Origin of the sequence: uncultured Algoriphagus sp. (assembly GCF_963974365.1) — a bacterium.
Lineage (GTDB): Bacteria > Bacteroidota > Bacteroidia > Cytophagales > Cyclobacteriaceae > Algoriphagus.
Genome location: NZ_CAXBBX010000027.1, coordinates 1 through 19,617, shown reverse-complemented (window position 1 = coordinate 19,617; position 19,617 = coordinate 1). Strand labels below are relative to the sequence as shown.

The following is a 19,617-nucleotide window of genomic DNA, read 5'->3' as shown; positions in this document are numbered from 1 at the left end:
TATGAAAGAAATTATTCTCTGTGATCAAAGAAAAACTCTACTGGAAAAACAGGGGCATTTACTGGTTAAGGGTGGGCCAGGTTCCGGAAAAACAACTATAAGTTTACTGAAGGCCGCCAAAATAATCAACAATGGTACTCTACTTAACGGTCAAAAAATCTTGTTTCTGAGTTTTGCAAGGGCAACAGTTTCAAGGGTTTTAGAAGACGCCAAAGTGTTAATTCCTAAAGAAAAACAGCATTTTTTGGAAATCAACACCTATCATGGGTTTTGCTGGTCAATTATTAAAACGTATGGTAAACTCATTGTCAAACACAAAAAAATCCAATTATTGACACCCCCTGAAGCTTCTTCTTTATTTTTTAAAATGGAAAAAGAAGAAAAAGCAGAGGCAGCAAAAAAAATACTCGAAGTCAAAGGCATTTTATCATTTGATTTATTTGCGGATTTAGCTGGAAAGGTACTTTATAGAAGCAAAAAGATTCGAAAGATATTCAGTAGTGCATATCCTTATATTTTTGTTGATGAATTTCAAGATACCAACCCTGAAGAGTGGTTATTGATCAAACAGTTGGGTGAGATGAGTAAGATTATTGCCTTAGCAGATCCATACCAGCGTATCTATGACTTTCGAGGAGCAAACCCGAAAAGATTGCTGGAGTTCACCCAACACTTCAATCCAGAAAATTTTGATTTCGGAGACGAAAATAACAGAAGTGGTGACACAGATATCGCACTATATGGAAATGATATACTTAGCGGAGAAAACAAAAAACGTATTTACAATCAAGTCAAGATTGAGAAGTATGGTTACTTCGCGGAGCCAATGGCTCCTTTGAAATATGCCATCTTGGCCAGTTTAAAAAGACTAAAAAAAACTAGCCAGGATAAAAAATGGTCTATTGCAATTTTAGTTCGGTCAAAAAAACTAACGCTCTCTGCATCTTCTTATCTATCCAAAGCTTCCACAAAACTTGGTCGAATTAACCATGAAGTCTTGATTGATCCCTCTGGCCCCTCCCTTTCTGCTGTGATTATAGCTTCTATTCTTGAGCCTGTACATGGAGATACAAAGAAAGAACTTATCCTTAGCATTTTGTCTCATATAAAAGGACGTAAAGATAAGCCGAGTTTGGCAGATATAGAATGGTCAACAGCATTAAGCAATTACCTCGAAAGCGGAAAAATCAGAGGTTCCAAAAGGCTGTTATTTATTAGCGAAATCGAGATCATCTTAGCAAAAAGATTGCAGTTAACTTTCTGTGGAATTCCAGAAATTGACTGGATCTCCGTCAGAAAACTCTTTGAAGAGTCAACGCACCCCTCCTTACTTGAAATCTTTGAAGATTCAAAGTACCTTAGATTATTGAATAAAGGTGCCTTATTAAGCTCACGCCTTGCCGAAAGCTGGCGCTTATCTCAAAACTATACTGGAGCTAAAGATTCAATAAAGGATGCACTTTTACAAGAACACTTTTCGATGTCACATAGAAAGTGGGAAGGCATTTTCATTATGACACTACACAAATCAAAAGGAAAGGAATTTGACGAAGTGATTATTTGGGAAGACCAGTATCAATCAATTGTACCCTATAATCCAAACAAAGCGGCAATTGAACAATCTAAATTAGTTTTAAGAGTAGGTGTAACCAGAGCCAAAAAGATGACGACAATCTGTACACCCGCAAGCAGCCCATGCATTTTAATTTAATATAAGTCCCAAAGCTTACAAGTTAAGGTTTTACTGAAATAGCATTGAATAATGCCAGTACACTAATCATTTTTTGTTGCTTAGATTGATAATAATGTGATGTATTTTGACTTCAACACCATTGCGGTTATGCACAACCGTGAATTTCTTCAATTCAGAATAAAGAACTGAACTATCTTCTGTCAGCTTTACCAACCGGTATTTAAAGTTATGGGATTTCACATAATTACAGTAGGTTTTATAAAAGGAACCAAAATTTGCCGCGTTGGCGTAGACTATTATATAATTGTCAGGCAACCCGTTAGAATCATAGGTAAAAATTTTATTTATATGGGTTGCGATGTAATTTTTATCTACATAAGCTAGATTGAGAGCTTCAATAAGTGAAATCGGGAGATTTTCTATGTCTTGGATAAAAATATCTACTTCTCCTGCCGATTTCCCAGTTTCCGTTGTGCTTTTCCGGGTTTGGTCTTTGATTAAAAAACCTGCACTTTCCAACATACTGGCTATGAAAGTATTCCTGTCATCCTCTGAAAAGCTGCCGTAATAGATACGGTTAGTCTGAATAGTCAAACAACTCTTTATAATAGCATCGTCCAACTGTGTTACTGTTGGTTTGGAAAGTTCCCGGTAAATTTTAAATAATTGCATTTGCTCGTTCTCGCCGGAATATTTCGCTGCAAGGGACTCGATAGTGGCATCTGAAGCTGAAGAGAACAATTGCTTAAGCTGGTTTTTTAGAGATTCAGAAGAGGCTTTTTTTTTTGGATCAGTTTCCAAAAAGTCTAAAAGGTTCTTTAGAAAAGAAGCTTCCTGGCCATCTGGAGGTAATTCGTTTAATCTGATAGCAATCCTTGACTGGTCTGCTGAAAAATTCAATGCAAAGAAAGGTTCAAAGAACGCAGTGTTTAATTTTCCTAAGAAACCTGAAGACAACTGGCTTAAGGACAGTCTATCTTTAATTTCCTGATCTTTGATAAGTGAGTATTGATGAAATAAGGAGGATAGTTCTGCCCTATAGTCCAGCCAGGAAAGCGGGTTTCGTTCCGATATTTTTACCAGCCCTACCAATATTCTATAAAATCCAGCATAGAATGGACCGTCCTTGAAATTGAATGAAAACCCATCCATTTTAAACAGCATATCAGCAATTTCTTTCAAACTTGTCTTTAGAGAATGGGTTACATTATTTAAAATATTGATAGTTAAATCTATCACCCTGCTCAGTATATGTGCATCCGTTCTATTTTCAATCACCTGAATAGCAGACAAAAATTCTGACCGGCTTTTTTCAAGGGCGGCAATAGAAGTAGACTTATCCTGAGATAGCAGCCCTTGTTGCATATCAATCAGGCCGAGATGGAAAAATGCTTCAGCGGCTAGTTCGGCTTCTTGCGAGCTAAGACATTGATTGAATATTTTTTCGATATCTTCTTTCTCATATTCAACCAGATAGTACAGCGATTTTATCCTCACGGTGTTCAATGGAAGATCGTCTGTTCCCCAATTGTCAATTAAGATTGCTAGGGCATGTCTTGGTTTCAGTTTATTTAAAAAAACCAAATCCATTAGCCTTTCGATAGCTAACTTTTGAATGTAGGTATTTTCGTAAGAGTTTGAAATTATACCGCTTAAAAGGATGTTCAGTTCCTTCGCTGTTGATTTCTCTGCTTCTGCAAAAAAGGCAAACTGAAGAAATGTTATCCTCTCAGGCACCTTCATAGCAGTAAAATGATCATTAATTCCACCCATTAGAAAACATATACATTTTCTGGAAATATATTTTGATGAGTTACGGCATTTTCTAAACTGCGTTCAGCTGTCCCAATCAATATCTGTAGGTCATCGCCAAAACGTGTTTCCAGTTCTTTTATTAATCTAGTTAAGCTATCCAGGTAATTTTTATCACCTTCTTCCTTACCGGGGCTATCAATTATTAAAAATCTTGTATGACGGCCATAGTTATGTTCAATATCCAATTGGATCAGACTTAAATAAAATGCCAGCTTAGCACGCAATTGCTCACCTTCTGCAATTTCTGAAAATGAAAGATAATCTCCATCCTGTTTGTATTTAATGTCAAATCGATCATTAATGGTGATTTCTGTAATTCTTAGACCTAGTGCCTTAACTTCATCTGTCATGAGATCAGACAGCTTTTTAAGTATGGATTGACCATCGGCAAACCGGATTTTGTTTAGTTTGTCTATAGCTTTAGCAAGAAGCTGAATCTTCTGTTCAATTTTTTGATCTCCCGTTCTTTGTGGTAGTTCATTGAGTTGCTTTATCCTATAGTTTAAAACTGCTTTTTTCTCGATGATATCATTTTTTTCTGAATCAAGTGGTCGAACCTTTTTACGTTCTTCGCTTATTGCCCTTTGTAATTCAAAAAGTCTGGTATTCAGCGCACCTGTATCTTTAATTGAACTTTGCTGCTGTTCCAGTTGAATTTTAACTTTAGATAACTCTTTGGCGTTTTTCGTTATCTCATCCAGTTCAGATTTAAGTGCTTCTATACTTATCTTAAGACCTTCTTGTAATTTGGTGAGCTCATCGGATTTAGCTGATAGACTGTCAGTGTTTACATCTGAAATATCTTCTGATACATCGTCACTGCACAAAGCGCAAGTGTGTGCAGTAACAGCCCGTTGCTTTTTTTCACTGGTAACAGGATGACTACAACTTGGGCATGCCTTAAGGTCCAGATTTGAAAAGAATATCCCGATTTCTAAGTATTCTTTGATATCTGTCTGTTGCTTTTCTGCTTTAATAAACTCTTTCTTTAGTTTGTTTAGCTCTTCTTCGACAAATTGTTTTCGCTCGTACGTTTCTGTCTTTTGTTTTCTATTCTTTTGAATATCATTGTTAAGTTTAAAGGATTTAGCATTCTCAACTTCCATTGCGGCCAACAACTGATCGTATTCCTTTACCATTGAAATAATATCAACTGACTGTCTTTCGGCTTGCATTAATTTACTTAACTTTTCCGTCAGTTCATCGAGACGTTTTTGTAGTTGCACTTTCTTTTCTTCATTCTCTAGTACTTCTCTTGAATCAAAAGATTGCTGCTTACCTTTTAGGTGCATCATCTTATCTTTTTCTATGGTCAGTTTATTTATCGGAGAAGTAAGATAAAGCCCCAGAAGCATTTGGAATACTTTTGTTCCCTGCCCACCGTACATTAACTCTGCAGTATCTTTTGATTCTAAGAATATTGATTTGAAATAAGTCAACCAACTAGCACCTGCCTCCAATAAATCGTCACTATCTTTTATAGGTGACTTCTGAGTCCAACGTAGAGAATAATAATCAAATTGATGAAAAAAGAATTCTTTCAATTTGGACTGAAAATCATCTTTAGAAGTAGAAAAAAATAACTGTTCTTCAGAATATTCCCCTTCCACTGGATATGATTTAATCTCTTTATTGTACAAAGCTGCATTTATCTGCCTCTTCGAATTGTTTATGTATGCAGTATACTTCTTGTCATTAATACTAAAGACAACCAATATGTGATCAATCCATTTTGAGATATTAGGTTTAAGACTATTATCTCCAGTAAGCGCAAACTTGATAACTTTGAATATGCTAGATTTACCTTTTAAATTATCTGCTACCCAAATGTTTACTCCTGAGTATATTTCCTGTCTATAATCAATGATTTCGTCTTTAAAATCCTGAGCGTCTTCAGTAGACTTTTTGCCAGTAAATGAAACATAATTCACTACTAACCGCTTACCTGTTGAGAGTGGTGTGTCTTTAATGATCTCCTCTTCAAGATTTAATAAGTCTTTAATTTCCGATTCGCTAAAGGTTCCATCAAATTCTTTTTGAAGCTCTGAGATAAAGCTATTGTAGTCAAATTTCATAATCGTTCATTGAAAATGCTGTAAAAATCATTCTTTACGGTCTCGGATATCTCACCAATAAAATTTTTGAAAGAAGTATTCCTATATTCCTCTATTTGATATTGCGACACCTTAAGCTGGGAGCCAGAGAGGTTGCCAAAATAATTATTAATAAGTTCACATCTTCTTATGTACCATTCCAAAGCTGGTAGATTACTTATGGCAGAATTGGCCTTGGTTATAGCCAGCTGAGTAACAAAATACTGTTTCTCAATTGTTTTCAAGTCACTATTTTTTCTGCTTGTGAAACCGATAAAGCCAATGCTTTTAAGGAACCCTATAACATCATCAATGTCTTCATAGGCTCCGAAAAAAAATCGCTCCATTTCCAGTCTTCGTAGTTGCGGTTCTGAAGAATCATATATTGATTTTACAATCTGTTTGATTTCTTGTCTTTTATCTGTGTCATTTGCGGCAATGAGCAACAATTCGTAAGCAAGATAATCTGGGTTACGAATGAGAAAATCAATCTTCTGAATGCGTACTTCGCTTTTAAAGATCTTTTTATATTCAGGGTGCTCAGTTGATGTAAATTCATCACTGAAGTAGAAAAGAATTAAAAAAATCCTCAATCTATCTTTGTATATCCGAACCTGTTCGTCGAGTTCCATTTATCTTGTCAGTTTTAGAATTGTTTACAAAGACTAATTGAAGGGTTGATGTGTTTTTTGTATTAATAATGAGAAAGATTTTCAGAAGGGTAAACATTTTATTTAGTGACTGTATTCTTTCGTTGTAAACAATGTTAATAAAAAAATGGCAATCTTTTGTATATTCTGGACAATACTGTTGGTCGCTTATTCTGGTAATCCAGACTATTTTTTTTTTAGCTAACTCGTACTTTGTGATTGATCCGAGAACCGTAACCTTCCAAAGTAAAAATGAGAACCCTAGCAACAGTTTTCTGGTGTTTAAGGCGTAGAGTCAATCACTCTTCACATAATCAGCCTTTTGTGGACTGAATGTAAAAGGTGATGAGCAGGAAGTCTTTGCAAAAAATCTCTTAAGATTAACTCTTCTTGGTCAGGTAATAAAAATTCGTCCGACCAAAATGAATAAAAAAGGATTCTCTCTTCATGGATAGTAAGTCCATTTTTAAAAATTGATAAGTAATACTCTCGATTAATGAGGTTTCTGTTCTGGTCTATATGAATCAGGATGGCAATACTATTTGAAATTATTCCATTGATTCTAGCTGGACCTCCTTTAAATGATTTTTCAAAAATTTTAGTAACTATTTCAATTATATCTGGGTTAGATAAATTTGCGTGATTGAAAAGTGGATTTTCATTTTTCATGTTTGTGATGAAAACGCCCATTTTTTTTATCAAGGGTTCATCTCCGAGATCTGAGTACAAATTCATCTCAGATTGATTTTTAAAAATATCATAGAGTTTAAAAAAGACATCGTTGAAAGATTGAATCTTAAAATGTTCATTCTGAAGCTCTAATTGTTCCTTTTGACCTTTTATTTCCACGCGAGTATCCTTTAGTTCTTGGCGGTTCATTTCCAGCTCTTCCTGTTGCATGAGAATTTGGAGTTGCTGGCCAAGGAAGCCGACATAAACAAAGGCTAGTGCAGCAAACGACGCAAATGTTCCGGAAGTCCCACCAATGAAATCACCAAGTTCGTTCTCTTTGAAAAAGGAGTGACTTTGGAATACTTGCATTCCGGCCCAAATGAGTGGGATAAGTGCAACTAGTGCCGAAATTCCTGCAATCCATTTAAAAATGGTGATCTGTTTATTGAGTTTTGACTTTCGGGAACTAAGATCCATATCACAATTTAAGGATATTAGGTTTTTATAGTACTATTCCCTCTCCTCAGTAATTACATACCTCTGCTTCGGACTATTTCGTGCCTTCAGTTGTAGAATTCCTTTTGGTAAATTCCTCTGGAATATCTACTCCTTCAAAGAATTTTTCAATTGTCATGTCATTGTAACTATAGATGATACGTATTAGAGTAGATATCTGAAGATCAGACTTTCCTTTCTCGTATTTGCCATATTGGCTTCTATTGATTCCTTTGTCATAAGCAAAAACATCATGATTCGTATATCCTTCTAACTTCCGTAGAAATACCATTCTGTCTCCAATGAATTTCAGCAATTCTGCTTTTGGGGTCAATTTCTCATCTTGATTTTCCATGCTGGCAATCACATAATTGCCTGGAAAAATTATTACTCCTAATTAGGAGTATTTGATTAAATACTCTATATTAGCTGTGGATATTTTAGAAATACCTCGGATATTTTATTCAAATGGATAACTTTGGATTGATATTCGAAATGATTTCTAAGCGTTCGCACTTAGTGTCTCAGAACTGAAAACGGCCAATTTTCTTTATGGAACGAGACAAAAGTGGGAATGCTCACGCCATTGGCGTGGGCTACTCGCTTGCTTGTTCCCAGGTGCTTGGCCGTACCTCAGTTCTTGCAAGAAGGAGAGTCCACTTCAATGGCTTTTTTTCTTGGTGACTTCGTTATAACCCAAGTATCATGGAACAGACCTTGATTTTTTCTGGATTAAGTTGCTTCCTGGGATTAGTATTCCTGAAGAAAGATCTGTCTGTGCTTTTTTACATTGGGTCACATTGCTCATTACCTATCGGAGCCTATTACATCCTTCCAGAGGTACAGGGCATCGCCGCGGTAGATCGCCTGTATCCTCTGAAGCCCAAGAATCCGATTTGAGGATTCATTTTTAAGACCGTGAAAGGGGAGGTGCACATCCCTGAGCAGATCGGTTACTACACACTCACGTCAGCAAGCTCTCAGTAGCCGGTAGAGCTGACACATTTCTTAGTATTTATTTATTGCTAGTTGGCCAAGTAGGCTAAGGTGGGATTTCTATGTCTTGTTTGGAGTCAAAGTATAAAGTACAAAGTACCAAGTAGCTAGAATCAAGATTCAAAAGTTAAGAAGTTAGAGATTTCTCTCTCCGCAAGCTCCGTTCGAAATGACCTGAAAGTGCGACTGAGATTGCTTCTCCCGATTCTCGGGATCGCAATGACGGTAACATTGACGACGGCCTACTGCTATCCTGTTCCGCAGACGGTTGTGGACTGTGGTCTGTCGCCTATGGACATATACGCTTCGACTTCGCTCAGCGTGACAGAACATCGGACACCCGACATCCGACACCCAGCATCAAACATCAAAAGCATGAAAAAACATCTATTCACATGCTTCCTGGCATCGCTATGCCTATTCGGAAGCACATCCACAGCACAAGTTGCTGATTCACCCGGGGCGGATTTTCTTCATAGGTCTAGCCCCAGTGTTCCGTTTGGATTGCGGGACACCCATCGGGGCGGGGAGACCCGCTCCGATACTTTGCCGGAGCAAAATGGTTTGGTTGATCACTCCGCAGCAAAAGGGCAGGAGAGCGAAGGCTCTTCTGCCCAATCGGAGGGATTCTTTACGCTGAAAGGAGAGATAACCCCGGATTCGGAAAACCCCACGCAGTTAAGCTATGAGCTGATCCAGCAGGAGTTGGATCCTTATTATCAGTTGATGGATAGGCAGGGCAATAGCCTTGCCTTACAGCCGGGTGACTTCTATGCAGGTACTTCCGGCAAGCAGGTCTTTGAGTTTAGGATTCCTATGCAGGAGCCTTTTGCCAGATTTAGCCTGAGTGAGGGAAGGACTCCTCTGCTTCAGAATATCTGGGTTCAGCCGGGTGATTCATTGCTCATACACTGGAATGCAAAACGCTCAGAACTCTTTCTCTCCGGACCTTCTGCCAATAAGGTCCGCATACAGCGTCAGCTCAAAGAAGTGGCCTTGGCAGAGAGTGCAGGACGTAATCCTGTGATGCTGATCTCGGACGCTTCGGTCATGCTGAATACCCCTGAAAAACAGGCGGACTATGAACAAGTAGTGTCAGACTATCTGCCAGCATGGAGTAAGAAGATGGAGTTGCTGGAAACGGAAGCCCAGCGTATGGACAGGGCTGAATACCTCTTTTCAGCAATCCATCCCCACCCGGTATTTACAGAGCTTGCACGCTACAGGGATGTGCTACCCCCAGAATTAACCGACTGGCTTCGGCTTTACTGGACGGGGAATTTATATAATTCAGCGCTCCAGTTTGTCCGTAACTGCCGTCCTGGAGAGAAGGGCTGGGGAGAGCTACTGCTTCGCTACAGCATGGATATTCCCCTGCTTTTCCCTGAGGGCATTTCAGGCACCGTTCCCCATGAGTTGGCAGAAGCACTTTATCTGGAAAACAGCCTACTGGAAAAACTGCTTCCGGTTGCCTTCTTTCAGCTCAGCGAGGCCATTCCCATTCCGCTTCGTGAGCAGGTGGATGCCATCTATCTGGTAAAAGAATTTAAGGAGCTGCCGGATGCAGACTCACTGTTTACGCATGCACTGGGCTATATCCGTACACCTTGGATTGCCCATCAGCTGGATGCACTTCAGCATGGCAATCTTAAAGGACAGGATTTTTCTGCCCATGGTTTTCTGGATCAACAGGGAGATACAGTTTATCCTGAAGCCTGGAAAGGCAAGCTCGTTATTGTGGATTTCTGGCTCAGTGGCTGCGGAGCCTGTCTGAGTTTTGCCAGAGACACCTTTCTGCCCATCATGGAGGAGTTTGAAGATCATCCCGATGTCCTCTTTGTGACGGTGGCAGGGGACAACGACCAGGACTTGTGGAAAAAGAGTCTGGCAAGCGGCAGGTATACCTCAGATCAGAGTATTAACCTCTATTCAGGCGGTACGGATCATCCTACCCTCAGACAAAACCTTATCCGGTCTTTTCCTGCCCAGATCCTGCTGGACGGGCAAGGGAGAATCCTGCAGTCAGGCAGCTTTCCAAAAAACCGTGAAGGCTGGTCCCAATTAATCCAAACCTATTTAGACCAGGGACTTTTTGCTTCCCAAAGGGAGCAAGCTGACATCCTTTCAAAATCTAACCCCAAACCACAAGGAGATGAAAAATAAACTTTACCATTTGATATTCAGGCGTCTACTGATACTGCCTGTAGTGTTCTTCCTGGTCACCCAGGTGTCCCACGCTAAACAAAGTACAGACCATCTGCTGAAAGGGCAGGTTCTGGAGGCTGAAACCGGGCTGCCCTTGGCTGGAGCCATGGTACTGATCAAGGAAGTTGGTCGCTCGGAGGTAAGTAATGATAAGGGGGAATTTACTTTTTCCCTTCCTGCAGGTAGCTACCGTATGACGATAAGTTTTATAGGATTTCAGACCATCAATAAGGAAATACAGTTGCCAACAGAGTCCCCGCTGATTATTCGTATGGAAACTGACGAGCAGTTGCTGGGAGAAGTAGAAGTGGTATCCACAGGATATCAGGAGATCCCCAAGGAAAGGGCTACAGGTTCATTTGTCCAGCTGGACAATGAGCTGATAGATCGAAGGGTGAGCAGCACTATTCTGGAAAGGATGGAAGACGTGTCTTCGGGGGTGATTTTCAACCGGAACGTAGGCACCAATGAGCCGATCAGTATCCGTGGGAGAAGCACGCTTTTTGGCAATACGCAGCCCCTGATCGTGATAGATAATCTTCCGTATGAGGGCAATATCGACAATATCAATCCCAACGATGTGGAATCAATCACAGTTCTGAAAGATGCTGCGGCTGCTTCTATCTGGGGAGCCCAGGCGGGGAATGGCGTAATTGTGATCACCACCAAGTCAGGGCAGTACAACCGTCCTATCCAGGTTTCCTTCCAATCCAATCTCACTGTGCTGGAAAAACCGGATCTTTTCTACGAACCACAGATGGAGATGGGGGACTTTATCGCCCAAGAGCGGAAGCTGTTTGAATCGGGTTATTACAATTCCAGGATTAATTCTTCGGCCCACTCACCGGTATCTTTTGCTGTAGAGGCGCTGTTGGCAGCAAAGGAAGGCAGGATTACCCAGCAGGAAGCAGACGCGATGCTAAGCCGGTATGCCAGGCAGGATAGTAGAAGGGATCTGGAGAAATACTACTATCGTACGGCTGTTCGCCAGCAATATGCTTTTCAGGTGAATGGGGGAGGAAATTCCTATCTGTTTAATTTTTCAGGTGGCTATGACCACAACCTGAGCAGTCAGGTGGGGGCGCAGGATGACAGAATCACCTTCAATGCAGGACAGAAATGGAAGCTGATGCATGACAAACTTGAGGTTTCCACGGGGCTCTACCTGACCAGATCGGTTAATTTCTCTGATACAGGAATACCCACACTGGATCCGTATGAACTGCTTGCCGATGAACAGGGGAATGCACTGCCAATTCTGGCAAACCTTAGTTCTCGTTATTTGGATGAAATTGAGAATGATGGACTGTTGGATTGGCGTTCTTATCCCCTGGAAGAAATCGGCAAGGGCAATAACCGTACGCTGTCTATGGATATCAGGGCAAATGCCGGGATCAAGTATACCCTTTTTCCTGGATTGAATGCCCAGGTGCAGTACCAATACTGGCAGAATAATGCAGAGACCCGGAATATTGAGACAGAGGAACTCTGGGTCATGAGAAACATGATCAATAGCTTCACGCAGGTTTCTGAAGATGGAAGCTTGTCTTACCCTGTTCCAAGAGGAGGGCGTTTTACCAATGTTCACTCTGCTTCCCAAAGCCACAATCTGAGGGCCAGTCTCAATTATTCCCTTACCCGCAATGCGCATCAAGTGACTGCGCTGGGAGGCTGGGAAATCAGAGATCTGAACAGTCTGTCCGACAGGACAAGCTTCTATGGCTACGACGATGTTTTGGGGCTTAGTGTTCCGGTAGATTATACCACGAGGTTTCCTCAATACTACAATCCCGGGAATAGACAGGCTATTCCCTCCGGAACTTCCCACACGGGTGTTACCGATCGGTATCTTTCGTATTTCGCAAATGCTGGCTATACCTATCAGGGGAAATACCTGGCTACAATAAGTGCCAGAAAGGATATGTCCAATATCTTCGGTGTGGAAACCAACCAGCGGGGAGTTCCGCTCTGGAGTGCGGGTTTGGGCTGGATAATCAGTGAGGAAGGTTTCTATGGAATGGACTGGATGCCTTTTCTGAAAGTCAGAATGAGCTATGGCTACAATGGCAATGTGGATAAATCCCTTAGTGCCTTTACGACCATACAGTACACCACCTACCATGACTACATCAGTGGACTGAGAAATGCCTACGTCACCAATCCCCCCAATCCAAATCTGAGATGGGAGAAAATCAGGATAGCGAATTTAGCAATGGATTTTGAGATGAAGTCGGGACGTGTAGGAGGTACTCTGGAATTTTATTCCAAGCAGGGTGAGGATCTGATAGGAGAAACTCAGGTGCCGGGTTCGAATGGCATTTACCAGTATCGCGGGAATTTTGCAAGTACGTTGACACGAGGGTTTGACCTGACCCTGAATACAGTCAATATAGACGGAGCATTACGATGGAGTACCCAATGGCTCCTGAGTGGCTGGAAAGACAAGGTGATAGCATTTGATGGCAGTAGATCTGTTGCACAGATGTTTACCAGTGGGGCTTCCAGTCTCATACCGGTGGAAGGGAATCCTCTCTATGCCATTTACTCACTTCCTTGGGGAGGTCTGGATCCTGCCAATGGCAATCCTCTTGGCTATCTGGATGGGGAATTATCGGATGACTATTCTGCAATTTTAAGTGCTGTTACGCCGGAGTCCATGACCCTGGAAGGCTCCGCTAGACCTACGCTGTTTGGATCAATCCGAAATACACTGGACTGGAAAGGCTGGAATCTATCCTTTAATATCTCCTATCGGATGGGATATTATTACAAGCGGGCCACCGTAAGTTATTCGGCATTGGCCAGAGGGGAAATAACCCACTCTGATTACAGCAAACGTTGGCAGCAGCCCGGTGACGAGCAGCATACACAAATTCCTTCGGAGCAGGAGAGGCTAAATGCTCAAAGGCAAAATTTCTATGGCAGGTCTTCTATACTGGTGGAAAAAGGTGACCATATCCGTCTGCAGGATATCAGGGCAGGGCGTACTTGGAACAAGCGGGATCATCCGACACTTCCGGTTCAAAGCCTTGAAGTGTTCACTTATATAAACAATATCGGATTGCTGTGGAAAGCTACTTCCGATACCCAGGATCCGGATTTTCAGACGCAAAAACCAGTTCGGAGCGCTGCTTTGGGACTGAGGGTCAATTTCTAATTCAAGTTAATTATAAAACAGATGAAATGCCTACTATAAAAACTTCACACACAGACGGATGATTATTTTGGGCATTCCATGTGGCCATTGAAAAACAAATTAAAAACACATGAAAAATACGAGCTACATACTTGCACTAGCATTCATGCTACTGTCCTGCACAGGTTTTCTGGACGAGAGGCCATCTAAGGCGATCGATACCCCCGGATCTTTGGAATCTTTACAGTCCATGCTTGACTACGGTACCATGAATTTTAGCGCCGGGATGAATATTATGCTGGCAGACGAATACTTTACCGATGACGCCGGGTTCCTTTCTTTTACTCCCTGGCATCAAAACCTGTATTTGTGGAAAGCTGATCCCTTTGAATTGGAGGATCAAATATTTGAATGGAGAACTTGCTATAACCAGATACAGATTTCCAATTTGGTGTTGGAAGCATTGGAAAAGAATGAAGAAAAAAGGAGCGATATCGCAAATCAGATCAAGGGTACGGCCTTGTTTTATAGAGCCAATGCTTATTATAATTTATACTCACTCTATATGGAAGGCCCAAATCTGGAGTCCAAAGGGTTGACTCCCAAAATACCGGTTAGAAATAGTACCTCCATTACGCTGAGCCCTGAGTTAGCGGGTACCGAGGAAATCAAAGCTGTTATCCGTGGCGATTTGGAAGAGGCGGACAGACTGATGGCCGGAGACCCGGAATACCTCACACGCCCATCTCTGAAAGCAGTAAAGGCACTTAAAGCGCGTATTTACTTAAGTTGGGGAGACTATGACAATGCCTTGATTGCTTCTAGAGAGACAATGGCACTTGGGCTGGTGTTAGAAGACTATAGTGTCTATGACCACTCTATTACCTATCCTATAGAGGAGTTTAATAAAGAAACAATCTGGTATGTCCGCTCAGGATCTAGCTTCAGTTCCCAATCAGGTTTTCAGGTGGATGATGATCTTTATGCCCTATATGATACTAGTGATTTAAGGAGAGATCTTTTCTTCATCACCAGACCTGCCGGGTATGTGAATTTTAGGGGAAGTTATACAGGAGGAATAACACATTTTACCGGACTTGCTTCTGATGAAGTCTACCTGACCTATTCCGAATGCCTTATACGAACTGGTGAATTGGAGCAGGCTGAGCAGGTTCTCAATGAGTTACTGAGTAAGAGGCATAGTGATGAATTTATTCCTGAAGAGTTCTTGGATGAAAGTCAGGCTTTAAAAATTATAATTGAAGAGCGCAGAAAAGAGTTGCCTTTTAGAGGACTTCGATGGACAGACCTTAGGCGGTTAAATGCAGAGGATAGATTTAGAGAAACTTTAAAGAGAACTTATGAGGGACAGGAATATAGCTTATCGCCGGAATCTGATCAGTATATATTACCAATTCCTGCAAGAGAGTTGAGTTTCTATTAAATGTAAACAGGGCAGGAAGAAACCTCCTGCCCTGAATTTTTCTTATTAATTTAGGATGAACTCTTTATCCTGGGTGCCAATCGGTGAGCTTTCGTTCGGTGCACTGTAGAGACAATACTCTGATCCAAGGTTACACTGGTAACTTACCGGATTATTTGGATCATTTACCTCTAGCCAGGTGACATTATCGTCATCATCGACTATTCTTGCAAACATAGGGTCTTCCTCTTTCGGAGAGGTAAAAGCAACTGCCGCGAAGGCAGCTACTACAAAGGCTATTAGGGGCAACTTGCCCGCTAGATTCTTCATATTGTATCCTGTTTTTTGACAGATCAAAAGCAGGGAAAACGTTTAGGGTTTCCGGATTGAGCTACATGCTTTTTACCGGAAGTGGTTAAAATGCCTACTCTGTTCAAGGGTTTTGGGCGTCTCCCGTTTTTATCCGTCCAGATGCGGCTGTATTCCTTTCTGCCAGCCTAAGGAATGACGGATGTACTGTCCCAGGATACTCCTTGCAAGTGATCAAAGTAATCCGGAGATGATGGATTGAACTTAGTATACCCAACCAAAAAATGCAAATCGCTGACTCTGATCTGGTTATGTAAAACCTATTTTGATAACTAAGGTTATGAAAATAGAAATTAGACTTTTATCTTATTGGTAGTTAAATAAATGTAGTACGGAGGATTTTGCCGGAACTTCTGGCAAATTCCATTGATGCACAGTAGGATGATTAGTGATACGAAAATTAAATTAGGCATAATAAAGTATGCCCAGGCCCATGGTATTTATGAGAAAGAGCTGTTTGCTCCACTGTTTGAACTTTGTACCACAGTCACGTTTAGAAGAGGCGATCCGGTTACATTTATTAAGGAGAATGTTTTATGCCTGATTTATTCGGGAGCTGTCCTGGGCAGGCTGAAGATGGGAGATGGCCATGTGGAGCAGCATCTGCTTCGCAGTGATCAGCTCTTCTATTCCGGAAATCAACTGGAAGGTATCCGGGAGCGTGTAGAATCCTCCTGGCTGGCTTTGCTGCCTTGCGAATTGATTTATATCCGTCTTGCGCTTATCCAGGGTTTGGCCCAGGCCGAACCCGAGTACTTGCATGGACTGATGCAGCACATCATAGCCAGTGATTTGGCCCAGAGCCAACTCTACCATGAGGTACACAGTCAGTCCACTCTTGTAGATAAATTGGATTTTTTACTCAAGCATGATGAAAAGCTGTTGGATATCAAGCAGATTTATCTGGCATCCTACCTGCTCGTGATGCCACCCTCATTTAGCCGGGCCTTGAAAGAGTGGGAGCGAAGAAACCTGCCTTAGGAACTGTGATAAAGCCTGATTTTTTTGTTGCTCTTACCCAAGTGATAGGTGCCGCAGTACGGGCAGCGATAAGCTTCCAATAAGTAGGAATCCGTGATGTGGTTTCTGATCTGATGCCGCTGGTTATAGTCCAAAACATACCAGGCAGTTTCCGGAGAAGGGAATCTCGTTTTGCCCAGACACATTGCACGGATATGGGCTAGGGATGGGGACGATATGAGCAGTGGCTTAATCATAGATAAATCAATGAGTATAATTTACGAAGAATAGCCCTTTCATTTAGGTTTGGTTATCAAAATTGGAATTAGATAACCTTGCTGGGATGTGGTTTTTAAGTTACTCTGTGCCAGAGTATTTCGCGATTCCTGAAGATGACCATTCGGAAGCGGTAAATGGCCTTATTAGTCTATTTTTAAACCATCTTATTTCTTGCCATTTAGCACTACGATTCGGGGTCTTTAATTATCCTTCCTGATGCTGGGAATTCTGTATGTCAGGCTGTCAATCTACTCGGTCTACTCCTCGATGGTCCATCTTATGGTAGTGTTTCATCTATACCAAACTAATACTATCTCCCTTGATGCTCCCTTAATCCTTCCCTTGCAGTTCCCTTCATTCTCCCAGTGATTTAGGGAAGTTCAAGGGAGAAGCTAGGGAGATGCAGTGGTGAATGGTAAGCTTTGGTACGATTTCAAGTCGACCTTTCTTCGACTTAACCTCGATGCTACTACGATGGTATATCGAAAAAGCATCGGAGAAGCATCGGAGGAGCATCGGAGGAGCATCGTAGAAGCTATTATTTTGGTCCTGTAAAGTCTGTACTTAAATCAGGAAGCAGTTGATAAATCTGTTTGCTTAAAACTTGGTTCTACCCTGAATTTAATGGAAAGGTAAGTTGGCCTTTTAACTAATTTCTCCAGAAGAAAGTATAGCTTCTGTGTATAATTGCTTCATTTTTTTTCAGAAACAGAACATTCCATATATCTTCCTCCGTTAATTAAGGTTTTATCTTTGTCACTTTTTGGGGGCCAAAAAGTAACCAAAAAGCCCTGAGCCTCGGTCTTTTCTTTCCGCTGTTACCTTTTCTTATTCATTTTAAACAGCAATTCAGCGGAATTTTGTTCTGGATTAGACACCTAAAAATGACTCCCTCCCAAAACCTGGCCCAAGTCTAAAAATGCCCACCTGGCATTTTCTTTTCGACTTGTCCTCTCGTTCCTCGTGAGCTAAGTCATTTTCTTAACGGTGTTCAACCCAGTACAAAACCGAAAATCCCGCAAGGCTCACCCATCCGGATGATGGCCTCCGGAAACCATCATCATAAACAAATAAGAAGTAAACTCCATTAAAATTGTGGTAGTACCTAAAACTTAAGTGCGCTAGGTGTCCACGTTTAGGAGATGTTCTCTTTCTAAAAAGGACAAAGGCCCAGCTGTCAGCACTTTGAAGGTTTATTGGCGTCTTGCTTAGAGGGTTCGTTTGATCTAAGACAATGGGGAGGGTAATAATTTGGAGGTTTCGGTAGGTGTAAAAAAAGTATTGACATGTTTGGTTTCAGGCGACAGGCCATCCTGTCATTTTTTCAGTGTGAAACTGACAAAATTTATGAAATTTCACTTTGGCATTTTGCTTGATTTTGTCGCAGTATGAATCGCGATTCTTTATAATTAGTGCCCCGTCTAAAATAGTCTTTATTGGCCAAGAGGCTGCACAGACAGGAGGTTTATTTGTTGAACTATTAAAACGTAAAGCAATGAACACATTAATGAAAAGAAACAGTTTAAGTCATTCTGCTACTTTCTTTGATGACTTTCCGGGCAGAGGCTTGTTTGATTGGCTGGATTCAGTCAACATTGGAAGACCATCCGAAAGCTATACCCTTCCACGGGTGAATATTTCCGAATCAGGTAGTGATTTCCACGTAGAGATGGCAGTTCCAGGTATGAAAAAGGATGACTTCAAGGTGGAGTTGGACAACAATACCTTGGTCATAAAGGCTGAATCCTCCCAGAATCAAGAGGATACTTTTGAGGGGGAACTTGGATACACCCGCAGGGAATTCAGCTACCATTCCTTTTCACGTTCTTTTTATCTGCCCAATACCGTGGATAGTGATAGAATTGAAGGTAAATACGAAGACGGAATTCTCCGGTTGGTGATACCTAAGAGGGAGGAAGCCAAGAAAAAACCATCTAGAACAATTAATATTGGATAAGTAGAGCATGGACAGTCCTAAGGGACTGTCTGTACTTATTTGTTTTTCTCTCGGCATACTACAGCTTATTTATATAAAACGAATGGCTGCAGACTGATGTCAGAGGGTTGTTTTTAATTACCAAGGTAGGGTTATTTCTATCCCAATGTTGTTTAACTAAAAGCAGAGTAAAAATGAATAAAAATTCTTTTCTGGATTATTATAAAACCATACTAGAGAAAGTGAGTTTCGATGGTCAACTATTAAGCAAAGAATATAAAAAAGCCAAGCAGATGCTCGGCGCCTCAGATGCGAGGGAGTTGGATGTCTGGCTGAAGAGTAAAGGGTTTAGCCTAAATATGGAGAATCTTTCCCAAAAGCAAACTCGTTCATGGCAGGTCACTCGAAATCCAAAGTTGGATAGGGTATAATTTTAATTTTTCGCACACGGCCTGTGCCGAATGTTTGGGGATATCAACCTATCAATAACCATGGGTGAAACCCATGGTTTGATGTAATAATGTATGACTATAAGGCCCTGAGAGAGTAGGGCCTTTTCTCGCCTACCAAGTACATCCTTCCTGAGGGACTTATATACCTCGTACTTTTTGTATTCACATTAACCCTAACCCTTCAGTGCCTCAACCTTTCACTTCGGTATACAAGGCTGGTATTGAATTCACCGTTGCTGATGTGGTATGTTATTTTGAGGTTGGGGAAATTCACTTTTAACCTACGCTACTCTACTTAACAGAACTAACTTTACAGCTTATTCCTGATTTTTTACTTTTTCTATTCGATTTTGGCTTGCTAATGATTAACAAATTTCTAATTTTATAACACTAGTGTCCGACTAAATTAGGGATTTCTGAAAAAGGTTGAAAAGGATCTGTTA

Annotated in this window: 14 protein-coding genes; 8 read left to right on the top strand and 6 right to left on the bottom strand. The window is 41.1% G+C overall.

Translation table 11 applies throughout. The annotated features are described in order from the left end of the window. The first annotated feature begins 1 nt into the window (after window position 1). Window positions 2-1,711, top strand: a complete 1,710-nt coding sequence (locus AACZ87_RS22720; RefSeq protein WP_339870379.1) for an ATP-dependent helicase — start codon at window positions 2-4, stop codon at window positions 1,709-1,711. Between the two features lie 66 nt (window positions 1,712-1,777). Here AACZ87_RS22720 and AACZ87_RS22715 read toward each other — a convergent pair whose 3' ends face one another. The 5 genes from AACZ87_RS22715 to AACZ87_RS22695 form a co-directional block, all read right to left on the bottom strand. Continuing rightward, entirely contained in the window at window positions 1,778-3,466 is a 1,689-nt protein-coding gene (locus AACZ87_RS22715; protein ID WP_339870378.1) for a hypothetical protein, read from the bottom strand. After that, a complete protein-coding gene (locus AACZ87_RS22710; RefSeq protein WP_339870377.1) occupies window positions 3,466-5,583 on the bottom strand; it encodes a hypothetical protein in 2,118 nt (705 codons plus the stop codon). Before AACZ87_RS22710 ends, AACZ87_RS22715 begins: the two co-directional genes overlap by 1 nt. Further along, entirely contained in the window at window positions 5,580-6,233 is a 654-nt protein-coding gene (locus tag AACZ87_RS22705) for a hypothetical protein (protein WP_339870376.1), read from the bottom strand. Before AACZ87_RS22705 ends, AACZ87_RS22710 begins: the two co-directional genes overlap by 4 nt. Window positions 6,234-6,557: 324 nt before the next feature. After that, complete coding sequence (locus tag AACZ87_RS22700; protein WP_339870375.1) at window positions 6,558-7,151, bottom strand: hypothetical protein; 594 nt, start codon at window positions 7,149-7,151, stop codon at window positions 6,558-6,560. Window positions 7,152-7,473: 322 nt separating this feature from the next. Next, window positions 7,474-7,773 (bottom strand): helix-turn-helix transcriptional regulator, encoded by a 300-nt coding sequence (locus AACZ87_RS22695; RefSeq protein WP_339870374.1) that lies wholly within the window; start codon window positions 7,771-7,773, stop codon window positions 7,474-7,476. Between the two features lie 350 nt (window positions 7,774-8,123). Here AACZ87_RS22695 and AACZ87_RS22690 point away from each other — a divergent pair, with 350 nt between their 5' ends. From AACZ87_RS22690 to AACZ87_RS22675, 4 genes are all read left to right on the top strand, one after another. Then, window positions 8,124-8,318 (top strand): hypothetical protein, encoded by a 195-nt coding sequence (locus AACZ87_RS22690; RefSeq protein WP_339868948.1) that lies wholly within the window; start codon window positions 8,124-8,126, stop codon window positions 8,316-8,318. 471 nt (window positions 8,319-8,789) lie between these two features. Next, a complete protein-coding gene (locus AACZ87_RS22685; protein WP_339870373.1) occupies window positions 8,790-10,577 on the top strand; it encodes a hypothetical protein in 1,788 nt (595 codons plus the stop codon). Beyond that, window positions 10,567-13,776 (top strand): SusC/RagA family TonB-linked outer membrane protein, encoded by a 3,210-nt coding sequence (locus AACZ87_RS22680; RefSeq protein WP_339870372.1) that lies wholly within the window; start codon window positions 10,567-10,569, stop codon window positions 13,774-13,776. The genes AACZ87_RS22685 and AACZ87_RS22680 overlap by 11 nt, the downstream gene beginning before the upstream one ends. Before the next feature lie 109 nt (window positions 13,777-13,885). Then, window positions 13,886-15,199, top strand: coding sequence for a RagB/SusD family nutrient uptake outer membrane protein (locus AACZ87_RS22675; RefSeq protein WP_339870371.1), 1,314 nt, complete (start codon window positions 13,886-13,888; stop codon window positions 15,197-15,199). Window positions 15,200-15,244: 45 nt separating this feature from the next. Here AACZ87_RS22675 and AACZ87_RS22670 read toward each other — a convergent pair whose 3' ends face one another. Then, window positions 15,245-15,508, bottom strand: a complete 264-nt coding sequence (locus AACZ87_RS22670) for a hypothetical protein (protein WP_339870369.1) — start codon at window positions 15,506-15,508, stop codon at window positions 15,245-15,247. A gap of 408 nt (window positions 15,509-15,916) precedes the next feature. Here AACZ87_RS22670 and AACZ87_RS22665 point away from each other — a divergent pair, with 408 nt between their 5' ends. From AACZ87_RS22665 to AACZ87_RS22655, 3 genes are all read left to right on the top strand, one after another. Beyond that, window positions 15,917-16,528, top strand: coding sequence for a hypothetical protein (locus AACZ87_RS22665; protein ID WP_339870368.1), 612 nt, complete (start codon window positions 15,917-15,919; stop codon window positions 16,526-16,528). A gap of 1,753 nt (window positions 16,529-18,281) precedes the next feature. Continuing rightward, window positions 18,282-18,743 (top strand): Hsp20/alpha crystallin family protein, encoded by a 462-nt coding sequence (locus AACZ87_RS22660; protein ID WP_339870367.1) that lies wholly within the window; start codon window positions 18,282-18,284, stop codon window positions 18,741-18,743. A 173-nt stretch (window positions 18,744-18,916) separates the two neighbouring features. Then, window positions 18,917-19,153 (top strand): hypothetical protein, encoded by a 237-nt coding sequence (locus tag AACZ87_RS22655; RefSeq protein ID WP_339870365.1) that lies wholly within the window; start codon window positions 18,917-18,919, stop codon window positions 19,151-19,153. Window positions 19,154-19,617: the final 464 nt, after the last annotated feature.